Raw genomic sequence first — 12,186 nt, 5'->3', positions numbered from 1 at the left:
AGTAATAGTTCATACGGATCAATCGGCCAACCAGGCCCGTCGCCAGGCGTCCAGGCGCTCACCTTCGAGCAGCCATTGCGCCCGCACGGTCGACTGCAAGGCGTCCCCCAGCGTCGCGGAGGCCTCACGGTCTTCCAGGTGCAAGCGAATCGCCCGGATCCAGTCTTGTGCCTCGTTGCTCACCCGTGACAGTGGCAATACCTCGCCGCCGACAAAACCCGGCACCCGACTGCAAATGACCGGATGGCCGCAAGCGGCATGCTGCAGGACACGCAGGTCGCCAGAACAGGCATTCCCCAGGCTCTCCGCCATGGGTACCAGCGCAAGATCCAGATTCAATGCGGCCAGGGCCGCTGCCAACTGCTGCTGCGCGACAGCTGGGTGCAGTTCCTTCAGAAAAGGCTGCAGTGACGCGGGGCAGTCGCCCAGCACCACCCAGTCTACTTCACCCGCGAATGCAGGCAGCACGTCGGCCAGCAGCTGGGTATCCTTGCCGCCCAGCCAGCCCAGGCGCGGTTTGGCCCCCATGCGCCGCTTGCTCTGCACACGCCCCCAGGCGGCCGGCAGCAAGGTTTCCAGCACACGGATGTCGTGGTGCTGGCCCTGCAACAGTTCGGCCAGCGCCGGCGTGGGGACCAGCACCCGATCAGCCTGCATCATCCCGACCCGCAGGCGCTCCAGCAGCTCATCGGCAGCGTAATCCCCCTTCAACTCCATCTGCGGCAAATAACCGTCCAGCTCGTAGACGGTGAACGCCTTGGAAAACGCCCTCAGGCGGCTCAGAGCCAGTAGCCCGGCGTCGTCCAGCGGGCGCTGCAACACCACGGTGGTCGGCGCCAGGCGCTCGAACTCCACCGGCGACAGCAAACTCGAAACAGCGGCGCCTTCGATTTGCCCCGCTTCAAGCAATGTGCTGAACGGCTGAACCAGTCGCGAATAAGCCCCCGCCTGCTGTTCGGTGACACAAACCAGCACCCTTGGCACGCTACCTTGCAGCGGATACCAGCACAGGTCGGTGTTTTCCCGGGTAAAACCCTCGCCGACACGCAGCGAAAAGTTGGCATTGTAGGCAGGGTCGCGTGCCAACTGCGGCAACCAGCGCGCGAGCAAGGCATCCTCCTGCTCGCGACTCGCACGGGTGTCTGCCACCGGGTTCATCAACAGTCGCGCGTAAGGCGTCCAGACGTTCAGGTAGCCGGCCTGCTGCAGCTTCAGACACAGGTCGACATGGGTCCAGGGCGCCAGCAGCGGATCGGTGTCGAAGCCATCGGCCTCGAGGAAAAGCCCTCGCCGCAGCATCAGGCATTCACCGCCCACTGCGGAGCAGTTCTGCTCAAGCCCCAGTCGCCCCATGTAACCCGCTGCCTGGGATGACAAGCCCTCAAAAGCCCGACCGACGGTGGCACCCAATCCCAACACAAGGCCCGCCTGGCGTATGCGACCCTGGCTATCCTGCAACTTGCCTCCCACCGCGCCAACTTCCGGGCGCTGGGCATGATTGAGCAACGCGTGTATCCACCCCGGCTCAAGAACAGCGCTTTGCGCATCGAGCCAGAGCAGATACTCGCCCCGCGCCTCCTGCGCCGCCGCATTGCACATGGCCGCACGAGACTGTCCCGGCATGAAACGCAACACCTGGAAACGGCCCTCGCCCATTTCCTCCACCAGCCCCAGCCACTCCAGCAATGCGGGCTCGTCGTTGCCCGGTTCTATCAGCAGGACCTCGAAGTCCACCGCGTCAGTCTGCGTCAGCAGGCTTTCCAGGCAACGCTGGAAATTCGCCAGCTGTCCTTCCAGGTAAATCAGAATACTGACCGAGGCCTGCCGCTCGTGGCCGTAGTCGATACGATAGCGGCCCGGCTCCAGTGCAATCGCTCGCGCCTGACCGTAGCCACGCGCTTGCAGGTGCGCATCAATGACCGCACGCTCATCGGCGCATTCCGACTGCCGCAGCTCGTTGGCGATCAACAGGGGTTCGCTGACATGACCCACACTCGCCACGCCCAGTTCGCTGATCAGGCGCAGTTGGTAGGCCAATTCGAAGGCCTCACCGCAGGTATTGTCAAAACCGCACAGGCGCACCAGCGCCTCGCGACGGTACATCCAGTGACGGGAAAGGCTGGCCGGAAACGCCAACAGCAAATCCAGATTCAGGTCGGGCCGCAACGAGAGGTCGATCACTCCGCCCATGTGCAGCGCCTCGTCGGCGTACACCGCCAGGCAACTGTCAGGCGCTTCGAGCAGATTCAGCGCCGTCACCAGCAGCCCTGCGGCAATGAATTCCTCCCCAGCCTCCACCAGCATGAACCAGTCGCTCCGGACGCCCTCGAGCAAACCATTGATCGCTGCCGCCGGTTGCTTCGGATCACACGCCAACCATTGAACGTTGGCTCGCCCCGGGTCAGTGCTACCTATCACGCACACATGGATGCGTTGGTATAACTGTCGGTCCAGGCTGTCCAGGGTGTGAGCCAGCGCCAACTGATTGCCGTCATCACGGACCAGGACAGTGAAGGCAGGCGCCGTCGAGCTCGCCAACCGCTCATTGATCAGACGCAGTTGCTGCGCCAAGGGGTAGCGCTGGCGCAACCAGTCGAGCACACCCAGACGGTTGCCGACTGCTTCACGCACGGCAGTCGCCTGGGTTTTGGCAATAAATACGTCCAACTGCTGCCAGAAAGACGCAGTACGCTCAACGTAACGCTGCAGGGCGTCACCGAGGCTTGCCCGCGCATGCTCCAACGGGTCCGGCTGATCGAACATGGCAAAGCCGACACTGCCGAAGAAACTGGTGTCGAGCAGTGGCTGGTCGACGCCATGTCCCGGAATGAATATCACCGGGCATCCACACAACACTGCCATGACGCAGGTCATCGACCACTCATAGCTGTACATCACCTCTGCATTGCGCAGCAGCTCGGCCAGCTCAGGCAGGGCCAGCGGATTAGCCATGCTTAACAGGCGGATATCCGCGGGCAGCAGCGAGTAGTCGACCTGATCCAAGGGGTGGCGGTTCTGGTAGAGATAGCTCCCCTTGCGGACGGCTCCAGCGCCCACCGCCGAGAACATTTCGACATCAATGGTCGGCAGGCATAACAGGTCACCGTCAGGGTCGCCACGGTGCTCGGCGAGCCTGGCTGCGTAATAGAAAAACAAGTCGGTGGGCGCGGCGTCCATGCCATTTCCCGTGAGAAATCCCTCGAAATTCAGTAAGAAACGCGCTACGACCGAACAGTTGAGTGGATTGCCAGGGAACACCTCGGGATAAACCGCAATCGGCACCTTGCCCGCTGCCGCATGGCGCTGCCTGATCGTCGAATTGAGCAGCGGCGTCTTGAGTTCCGGATTGACCACTTCGGTGCCGCAGATGTAGGCCTCACGACCACTGAGATTGAGCATATGGCAGAGGTAGTGCAGCGAGACGACGCCCGACGACGACTCACGGTATGCAGGCGCCAGGAAGTAGTAGGGATGTTCGGGTTTGGCATACATCAGCCGCAGACGCGCCAACGCCTGTTCGAGCGAGTAAGCGTCCAGCTGCGCAAGGTTCGACATCGGGTGCAATCTCCAAATCAAATCAAAAGGGTGTCACTGGCAAGGCCCGCTCAGGCAGCCCTTTTCTTCAGAAAAGCCGATGCATCCGCGCCGGTATTGAACAACAGGTCGATCACACTGACCGCATGCTGGAAGTCGCCGTACACCTGCCGATACTCGGGATAGCCGGCATAACTCATGTACGACACCGCGATCCCGTTGGCGGCGAATGCCGCTTCATCGAGGTAGTGACTGGCTGCGGGTCCAGAGAGGTATTCGTTGGCCCCGAGGGCCTGGCATAGATGGATCAAGCGTTCATTCTTGCCCTCTACCCCCCCCAGGTCCTCGGAACGGTAAAGCGGCGTGTGGATATCCAGCAGCGGGCACAAGCCGGCGATGAACAGGTGGTTGATCGCGGTCAGGTGGGTGAGGTCGGCGGCTTGCTCGTAGAGCGTGCGAATCGGCGCTTCCATCTGGGCGAAACAGGGTGCGCGCCGGTAGCTCTGCTCAATCGTCTTCCAGTGCGCGGCGGCCCAATCCGGACTGCTGACCTGGACTTCATTGATCAACTGGCCAAGACGGCCCTTCTTCTTGACCGCAATACTCAGCCAATGCTCACCCTGGGCAGTCTTGATCTTGTTGCGGTTGCGCCAGTCACTCCGGGTGTACTGGACATCGTCATACAGGATGAACGCATCGACGCTGCGGATCAGATCGAAATAACCCTTCCAGGGAATGTAATTCGACTGCACCACAGCTATCTTCTTTTGCATCCTGAACCTCACATACGCAGCGGGAATCGGGGCTCTGCCCTGTCAAAAAATCGCCACCAAATATGAATATGCGTGGACAGGTCTCGATGTAGCAAATCCCATACCAGCGAAACAACGCCCGCTAAGGCTCAGTCTTGCCCAGCTCATACTCACGCAATTTATTGGCAATGGTCGTATGGGAAACCCCCAGCCGCTTGCCCAATTGCCGGCTGCTCGGGTGCTCGGAGTACAGGCGCTCCAGCACGGCTTTCTCGAAACGCCCAACGATCTCGTCCAACCCACCTTCAAGGGAAAAATCGCCAAGGGGCTGACGCACGCCGTAGTCCGGCAGACGGATATGCTCGGCCTTCACCTTCCCACCGTCGCACAGGGAAACGGCCTGGAACAGCACGTTTTCCAGCTGTCGGACATTGCCTGGCCAATGGTAGTGACTGAGGCGGTCCATCGCCGCCGGGGCCAGCTTGGGCAGTGCGCAACCGATCTGGCGGCTGGCCTGGTCGAGGAAATGTTCCACCAGCGGCTCCAGGCCATCGAGGCATTCGCGCAGGGGTGGGATGTGCAAGGAAAGCACGTTCAAGCGGTGGTACAAATCCTGACGGAATTCGCCCCGGGCACAGAGTTCGGACAAATCGACCTGTGTCGCGCAGATCACCCTGACGTCCAGGTACACCTCTTCATCGCTGCCGACACGGCGGAAGCAACCGTCCTGCAGGAAGCGCAGCAATTTCACCTGCAGGCGCGGGCTCATCTCCCCGACCCCGTCGAGGAACAGCGTTCCCCCGGCGGTCAACTCCAGCAGGCCGAGCTTGCCTTCGGCCCGGGCGCCTTCGAAGGCCCCCGGCCCGTAGCCGAACAGTTCGGTCTCGGCCATGGACTCGGGCAGCCCGGCGCAGTTGAGTGCCATCAATGGCGATTGCCCGCGCGGGCTCGCCAGGTGACAAGCGCGAGCCAACAACTCCTTGCCAGTGCCGGTTTCGCCTTCTATCAATAGCGGCGCGTCCAGCGGGGCCATGCGCCGTGCCTCCCGGACCACCGCCGCCATCACTTTCGAACTCTGGAAAATACTGTCGAAGCCGCGCAACTCCTGTTTGCGCACGTTATAGATCCGCTCGCCCACCCGGTCGGCCCGGTGCAACGTCAGCACCGCACCGGCCATGGCTTCGCTGTCGTCGTGTTCCGATTGCAGTGGCGCGATGTCCGCCAGGAACACATCGCCCTTGACCTTGACCCGCAGGCCGTTGATACGCGACTGGTTGGCGCGCACCAGTTCCGGCAAGTCGAAATCCTCGGCGTAGCGGGACAGCGGGATGCCCGGCACCTCGTCGACACGCACCCCGAGCAACTGCGCCGCCGCCCGGTTGGCCGCGACGATGGAGCCCCCCATATCGATGGACAGCACCGGAAACTCCAAGGCGCCGAGCAAGGCGTTGAGTTCCATGTGCCGACGCTCACTGGGCATCAGTCCTACGCGCTTGACACCAAACACCCCGGCGATGCCTTCGAATTTCGGACGCAGTGCCTGGAACTGGATGTTGATCAGGTTTGGGCAGTGCAGGTAGATCGCGTTGCCATGCTCACCACCGACCTCCCCTCGGGCGACGTTGATGCCGTACTCCACCAACAAATTGAGAATGTCCCGCAGGATGCCGATGCGGTTCTGGCAATGGACTTTGATGCGCATGGAAAGGCCCGGGTGTGGATGAGAGAGACGCGCCATTCAAGCCCCGACACACACCTGTGGCGAGGGCTCCCTCTCCACAGGGTTTTGCGTAGGGCTTTTTGTCTAGGCACACAAATAGTTGTCAAGATTATGTGACAGATGTAGGCCGTTTCCCACTCAAAAATCCTGATACCGCCGAAGTATAGGCGATTGTGTAACGATAAGTTTACGAAATGAGCCATTCTTGGCCCCGCTAGCTGGCTCACCCCTACTGCACGTACCCCTGCTTCGCGCTATCTCTATTGCAGCGCTGGACATAACAACAAACACATCATCCCCCTGAGGGAAATCAGCAGGAGAGCAGCATGAAGCAGACGCAGTACGTGGCTCGCGAGCCCGATGCGCAAGGTTTTATCCACTACACCGCTGAAGAACACGCGGTGTGGAACACGCTGATCACCCGCCAGTTGAAAGTCATCGAAGGCCGTGCGTGCCAGGAATACCTGGATGGCATCGACAAGCTGGGCCTGCCCCACGACCGTATCCCGCAACTGGACGAAATCAACAAGGTGCTGGGCCAGACCACGGGCTGGCAAGTCGCCCGAGTGCCAGCGCTGATTCCCTTCCAGACCTTCTTCGAATTGCTCGCCAGCAAACAGTTTCCTGTGGCGACCTTTATTCGCACCCGGGAAGAGTTGGATTACCTGCAGGAGCCGGACATTTTCCACGAGATCTTCGGCCACTGCCCGCTGCTGACCAACCCTTGGTTTGCGGAATTTACCCACACCTACGGCAAACTCGGCCTACAGGCGTCCAAGGAAGAACGGGTTTACCTGGCGCGCCTGTACTGGATGACCATCGAGTTCGGCCTGGTGCAGACCCCGCAGGGCCGGCGCATCTACGGCGGCGGCATCCTGTCTTCGCCCAAGGAAACCGTGTACTGCCTGTCGGACGAGCCAGAACACCAGGCCTTCGATCCGCTGGAAGCCATGCGCACCCCCTATCGCATCGACATCCTGCAACCGGTGTATTTCGTGCTGCCCGAACTCAAGCGTCTGTTCGACCTGGCTCACGAAGACATCATGGGCATGGTCAAGCGCGGTCGGGAGCTGGGCTTGCATGCCCCGAAATTCCCACCAAAAGCGGCGTGAACCGCCTCTTTTAATCCCAATTGAGTCTGTTGCACGACGCCGCTTTGCTTTAGCGTGGGTGCATCGACGTTTTCCAAATATTCGATCCAGGAACACACCATGAACACTCTGAACCAAGCCCATTGCGAAGCCTGCCGCGCCGATGCCCCGCAAGTGAGCGACGAAGAACTGCCGGTGCTGATCAAGCAGATCCCCGACTGGAACATCGAAGTGCGCGACGGCGTCATGCAGCTGGAAAAAGTTTTCCTGTTCAAGAACTTCAAGCACGCCCTGGCGTTCACCAACGCCGTCGGCGAGATCTCCGAGGCCGAAGGCCACCACCCAGGTCTGCTCACCGAATGGGGCAAAGTCACCGTGACCTGGTGGAGCCACTCCATCAAGGGCCTGCACCGCAACGACTTCATCATGGCCGCCCGCACCGATGACGTGGCCAAGACCGCCGAGGGCCGCAAGTAATGCATTTCGATGCCATCGGCCGGGTTCCCGGCGACCCGATCCTCGGCCTGATGGAGGCCTACGGGGCGGACAGCAACCCGAGCAAATTCGACTTGGGCGTGGGTGTCTACAAGGACGCCCAGGGCCTGACGCCGATTCTTGAGTCGGTGAAACGGGCCGAGCAGCGACTGGTGGATCGCCAGACCACCAAGACCTACATCGGTGGTCATGGTGACGCCGCGTTCGGCCAGTTGATCAATGAGCTGGTACTGGGCGCCGACTCGCCGCTGATCAGCGAAAAACGTGCTGGCGCCACCCAGACACCGGGTGGTACCGGTGCCCTGCGCCTGAGCGCCGACTTCATCGCCCAATGCCTGCCGGGCCGTGGTGTATGGCTGAGCAACCCGACCTGGCCGATCCACGAAACCATTTTCGCCGCGGCCGGGGTCAAGGCCAGTCATTACCCCTACGTGGGCGCCGATAACCGCCTGGATTTCGAGGCGATGCTGGCGACCTTGAACCAGGCACCCAAAGGCGATGTGGTGCTACTGCACGCCTGCTGCCACAACCCCACCGGGTTCGATCTGTCCCATGAGCAATGGCGCCAGGTCCTGGAGGTGGTGCGCAGCCGCGACCTGCTACCGCTGATCGACTTTGCCTACCAGGGCTTCGGCGATGGGCTGGAGCAGGACGCCTGGGCGGTGCGGTTATTTGCCCAGGCCCTGCCGGAAGTGCTGGTCACCAGTTCCTGTTCGAAGAACTTCGGCCTTTACCGCGACCGTACCGGTGCGTTGATCGTCTGCGCCCGGGATGGCGAGAAGCTGGTGGACATCCGCAGCCAACTGGCAAACATCGCCCGCAATCTCTGGTCGACACCGCCGGACCATGGCGCTGCCGTCGTGGCGACCATCCTCGGCGACCCGGAACTCAAAAGCCTGTGGGCCGATGAAGTCCAGACCATGCGCCTGCGCATCGCGCAATTGCGCAGCGGTTTGCTGGAAGCCCTCGAATCCCATGGCTTGCGCGAGCGCTTCGCCCATATCGGCGTGCAACGCGGGATGTTTTCCTACACTGGCCTGACGCCGGAACAGGTCAAGCACCTGCGCGAGCGCCACAGTGTCTACATGGTCGGCACCGGCCGGGCCAACGTGGCCGGCATCGACGCCACGCGCCTGGACCTGCTGGCCGAGGCGATTGCTGACGCTTGCAACTAACCCAAGGCCGGGTGCTTTCCCTGTGGCGAGGGAGCTTGCTCCCGCTGGGCTGCGCAGCAGCCCTGAAACCTGGCACCTCGGAGTGTCAGGCGGCCTCTAACCAGGCATTTGGGGCGGCTTCGCCGCCCAGCGGGAGCAAGCTCCCTCGCCACAGTGGATCAAACACACCCAAAGTCATCCGCCGCCCTTGAGACGTTACGAGCCCGTCCACTCCTGGACAAACTGCCCGAGATCTTCCTGGGGCGCGGTGCGCGCTTCTTTCTGCGGTGTGCCCAGGTAGAGGAAACCGATCACCTCTTCCCCCTCCTCAAGACCAAGCCCCCTGGCCACATGCGGCGAATACGCCAGCTCACCGGTACGCCACACTCCACCCACCCCTTGGGCATACGCGGCCAGCAAGATGCCATGGGCCGCGCAGCCGGCCGCCAGCAGTTGCTCGGATTTCGGGATTTTGAAATGGTCCTGCAGACGGGCAATCACCACCACGACCAGCGGCGCGCGCAATGGGCCGTTGAGGGCTTTTTCCACGACGGCTTCAGGGGCGAGCGGGTCATTGAATTTCGCCGCTTCGGCCAGCAGTTCGCCCATGCGATGCCGCGCCTGTCCCTCGACCGTCAGAAAGCGCCAAGGCCGCAACTGGCCGTGATCCGGCGCACGCATGGCCGCGGCGAACATGAGTTCGCGCTGTTCCGGCGTGGGTGCCGGCTCCACCAGGCGCGGGACAGAAACACGATTGAGCAAAGCGTCGAGAGCCTGCATCGGCCACCTCCTGAAAAAATGTTTGGCTATTCTAGCGGGAAGCGCCGCCGGCTGCCGGTTTACATGCCGCTTGTCGCGGGTAGAATGGCGCCCTTCCCTTTACAGCCTGAGCGGACTTCATGGCGTTGCCGACCCTGCGGATCATTGGTTTCATCATCGGCATCTTCCTGATCACCCTGGCGATCTTCATGGTCGTGCCCATGGCCACCCTGTTGGTCTTCGAGCGCACCCGCGACCTGCCGTCGTTCCTCTGGTCGAGCATGATTACCTTCGTAGCCGGCCTGGCGCTGGTGCTTCCCGGGCGCCCGGAACACATCCACCTGCGTCCGCGGGACATGTACCTGCTGACCGTCAGCAGCTGGCTGGTGGTGTGTATCTTCGCCGCCCTGCCCTTCCTGCTGACCCAGCACATCAGCTATACGGATTCGTTCTTCGAAAGCATGTCGGGCATCACCGCCACCGGTGCCACCGTCCTGAGCGGCCTGGACACCATGTCCCCGGGCATCCTGATGTGGCGCTCGCTGCTGCACTGGCTCGGCGGTATCGGCTTCATCGGCATGGCGGTGGCGATCCTGCCGCTGTTGCGCATCGGTGGCATGCGGCTGTTCCAGACCGAGTCGTCGGACCGCTCGGAAAAAGTCATGCCCCGGTCCCACATGGTGGCGCGACTGATCGTGGCGTCCTATGTGGGCATCACCATCCTCGGCACCCTGGCGCTCTGGTGGGCCGGGATGAGCCTGTTCGATGCCATCAACCATTCGATGTCGGCGATCTCCACCGGCGGTTTCTCCACCTCGGACCTGTCCCTGGCCAAATGGACCCAGCCGGCGGTGCACTGGGTCGCCATCGTCATCATGATCCTCGGCAGCCTGCCGTTTGCCCTGTATGTCTCGACGCTGCGCGGTAATCGCCGGGCGCTGATCAAGGACCAGCAGGTCCAAGGGCTCATCGGCGTACTGCTGGTGACCTGGCTGGTACTCGGCACCTGGTATTGGGCGACCACCGACCTGCATTGGCTGGACGCGCTGCGGCACGTGGCGCTGAACGTGACGTCCATCGTCACTACCACCGGCTTCGCCCTGGGCGACTACAGCCTGTGGGGCAATTTCTCCTTGATGCTGTTCTTCTACCTGGGGTTCGTCGGCGGCTGTTCGGGCTCGACGGCTGGCGGGATCAAGATTTTCCGCTTCCAGGTCGCCTACATCCTGCTTCGGGCCAACCTCAACCAACTGATCCACCCCCGTGCGGTGATCAAGCAGAAGTACAACGGTCATCGCCTCGACGAAGAAATCGTCCGCTCGATCCTCACGTTCTCGTTCTTCTTCGCCATCACCATCTGCGTGATCGCGCTGCTGCTGTCGTTGCTGGGCGTGGAGTGGATGACGGCCCTGACCGGCGCAGCCAGTACCGTATCCGGTGTCGGCCCGGGGCTGGGGGAAACCATCGGGCCAGCCGGCAACTTCGCCCCACTGCCCGACGCGGCCAAGTGGATTCTGTCCGCAGGCATGCTGCTGGGCCGGCTGGAGATCATCACGGTGTTCGTGCTGTGTATCCCGGCGTTCTGGCGCCACTGACCGGTTCAGGCTGGCTCGCCAATCGCGCCCGGTATTCGCCGGGCGTAGTGTCAAACCAGCGGCGAAAGGCCCGGAAAAAATTGCTCGGGTCGGCGAACCCCAGCAGATAGGCGATCTCCAGCAGCGTCATGCCTGGCTGCGCCAGGTACTGCTCGGCCAGTTCACGACGGGTGTCTTCGAGCAGGTTCTGGAAACTGGTGCCCTCTTCCTGCAAGCGCCGCTGCAAGGTGCGCTGCGACAGGTGCAACGTCTGCGCCACCACGTCTCGCTTGGGTTCCCCCTGGGGCAACAGCCGACACAACACTTGTCGCGCCTTGTGGGTCACGCGGCTTTCCGAAAAACGCGCGAGGTACTCCCCGGCAAACCGGTCGTGAAGCTGTGCCATGGCTTCGTTGGCCGTCGGCAGCGGCGCCTCCATGTCGGCCCGCTCAAAGATCAGCGCGTCATAAGGCGCGCCAAACACCAGTGGCGCGGGGAAGGCTCGGTGATAAGGCGCCAGGTCCAACGGTTGCGCGCCCTGGAGCAACACCTTCACCGGGTGCAGGGCGCGCCCGGTCAACCAACTGCACAGGGCCAGCGCACACGCCAGGGACGCTTCGGCACTTTGACGGGTCGGGGGCAGATGGTCGCCATGCACCGTCAGGATCAGCCCGTAGCCCTCTTCCAACTGGCGAAAACTCAAATCGGCGCTTTCGGCAATGATCCGCTGATAACGCACCAGCCGCTGGAACCCCTCCACCAGGGTGCGACTGGACATCAAGGCGTAGCCAACCACATGGAACGAGGCCGGGCGCACCACCTTGCCCATGTTCAAGCCAATGGCCGGGTTACCCGACAACTCCACGGCCCGTTGCCAGAGCCGGGTCATCGAGTCCTGGGGGAAACGCGCATCCGGATCCTCCAGCGCATCGAAGTCCAGCCCCAGTTGCTTGAACAGCACCCGACAATCCAGGCCGTCCATTTCCAACGCCTTGACAATCCCCATCGCCCAGCTTGAAGAAGTGGTTCGTTCGCTCATGACGTTTTACTTGCATGACGAGCCGCAGGGTACGGCTGGATTTGCGAAGGATACTAAAGTGGCGCTGA

Annotated in this window: 9 protein-coding genes; 4 read left to right on the top strand and 5 right to left on the bottom strand. The window is 62.1% G+C overall.

The features are described from left to right. Nucleotides 1–18: 18 nt before the first annotated feature. The 3 genes from IB266_RS00110 to IB266_RS00100 form a co-directional block, all read right to left on the bottom strand. On the bottom strand, nt 19–3,555 hold the full coding sequence (locus IB266_RS00110) for a glycosyltransferase (protein WP_192259419.1): 3,537 nt from the start codon (nt 3,553–3,555) through the stop codon (nt 19–21). Between the two features lie 50 nt (nt 3,556–3,605). Next, the gene (locus IB266_RS00105) at nt 3,606–4,307 is read right to left on the bottom strand and encodes a WbqC family protein (protein WP_192259417.1); all 702 of its coding nucleotides are present in this window, start codon (nt 4,305–4,307) and stop codon (nt 3,606–3,608) included. Between the two features lie 121 nt (nt 4,308–4,428). After that, entirely contained in the window at nt 4,429–5,988 is a 1,560-nt protein-coding gene (locus tag IB266_RS00100; protein WP_192259415.1) for a sigma-54-dependent transcriptional regulator, read from the bottom strand. A gap of 344 nt (nt 5,989–6,332) precedes the next feature. On the opposite strand from IB266_RS00100, the gene phhA reads away from it, so the two are divergent. From phhA to IB266_RS00085, 3 genes are all read left to right on the top strand, one after another. Beyond that, on the top strand, nt 6,333–7,118 hold the full coding sequence (phhA, locus tag IB266_RS00095; RefSeq protein WP_060738668.1) for a phenylalanine 4-monooxygenase: 786 nt from the start codon (nt 6,333–6,335) through the stop codon (nt 7,116–7,118). 99 nt (nt 7,119–7,217) lie between these two features. Beyond that, nucleotides 7,218–7,574: a 4a-hydroxytetrahydrobiopterin dehydratase gene (locus tag IB266_RS00090; RefSeq protein ID WP_003184087.1), complete on the top strand. Its 357-nt coding sequence runs from the start codon at nt 7,218–7,220 to the stop codon at nt 7,572–7,574. Next, nucleotides 7,574–8,767 carry an amino acid aminotransferase gene (locus IB266_RS00085; RefSeq protein ID WP_192259413.1) on the top strand — a complete coding sequence of 398 codons (1,194 nt, stop codon included), beginning with the start codon at nt 7,574–7,576 and terminating at the stop codon, nt 8,765–8,767. The genes IB266_RS00090 and IB266_RS00085 overlap by 1 nt, the downstream gene beginning before the upstream one ends. A 195-nt stretch (nt 8,768–8,962) precedes the next feature. Here IB266_RS00085 and IB266_RS00080 read toward each other — a convergent pair whose 3' ends face one another. Further along, on the bottom strand, nt 8,963–9,526 hold the full coding sequence (locus tag IB266_RS00080) for an NAD(P)H nitroreductase (RefSeq protein WP_060738670.1): 564 nt from the start codon (nt 9,524–9,526) through the stop codon (nt 8,963–8,965). Between the two features lie 119 nt (nt 9,527–9,645). On the opposite strand from IB266_RS00080, the gene IB266_RS00075 reads away from it, so the two are divergent. Next, nucleotides 9,646–11,100: a TrkH family potassium uptake protein gene (locus tag IB266_RS00075; RefSeq protein ID WP_158457036.1), complete on the top strand. Its 1,455-nt coding sequence runs from the start codon at nt 9,646–9,648 to the stop codon at nt 11,098–11,100. Here the strand turns inward: IB266_RS00075 and IB266_RS00070 are convergent. Next, nucleotides 11,057–12,118 carry an AraC family transcriptional regulator gene (locus IB266_RS00070; RefSeq protein ID WP_192259411.1) on the bottom strand — a complete coding sequence of 354 codons (1,062 nt, stop codon included), beginning with the start codon at nt 12,116–12,118 and terminating at the stop codon, nt 11,057–11,059. The two genes, IB266_RS00075 and IB266_RS00070, sit on opposite strands and share 44 nt — an antisense overlap. Nucleotides 12,119–12,186: the final 68 nt, after the last annotated feature.

This window comes from Pseudomonas sp. Pdm06, assembly GCF_014851795.1.
In the GTDB taxonomy this organism is placed as follows: domain Bacteria; phylum Pseudomonadota; class Gammaproteobacteria; order Pseudomonadales; family Pseudomonadaceae; genus Aquipseudomonas; species Aquipseudomonas fluorescens_AA.
This window is presented reverse-complemented; position numbering and strand designations above follow the sequence as displayed.

Bases quoted from the DNA above. Each gene is read 5' to 3' on its own strand.
- IB266_RS00070 (WP_192259411.1), bottom strand. From the start codon at position 12,118: ATGAGCGAACGAACCACTTCTTCAAGCTGGGCGATGGGGATTGTCAAG.
- phhA (WP_060738668.1), top strand. From the start codon at position 6,333: ATGAAGCAGACGCAGTACGTGGCTCGCGAGCCCGATGCGCAAGGTTTT.
- IB266_RS00090 (WP_003184087.1), top strand. From the start codon at position 7,218: ATGAACACTCTGAACCAAGCCCATTGCGAAGCCTGCCGCGCCGATGCC.
- IB266_RS00110 (WP_192259419.1), bottom strand. From the start codon at position 3,555: ATGTCGAACCTTGCGCAGCTGGACGCTTACTCGCTCGAACAGGCGTTG.
- IB266_RS00085 (WP_192259413.1), top strand. From the start codon at position 7,574: ATGCATTTCGATGCCATCGGCCGGGTTCCCGGCGACCCGATCCTCGGC.
- IB266_RS00080 (WP_060738670.1), bottom strand. From the start codon at position 9,526: ATGCAGGCTCTCGACGCTTTGCTCAATCGTGTTTCTGTCCCGCGCCTG.
- IB266_RS00075 (WP_158457036.1), top strand. From the start codon at position 9,646: ATGGCGTTGCCGACCCTGCGGATCATTGGTTTCATCATCGGCATCTTC.
- IB266_RS00105 (WP_192259417.1), bottom strand. From the start codon at position 4,307: ATGCAAAAGAAGATAGCTGTGGTGCAGTCGAATTACATTCCCTGGAAG.
- IB266_RS00100 (WP_192259415.1), bottom strand. From the start codon at position 5,988: ATGCGCATCAAAGTCCATTGCCAGAACCGCATCGGCATCCTGCGGGAC.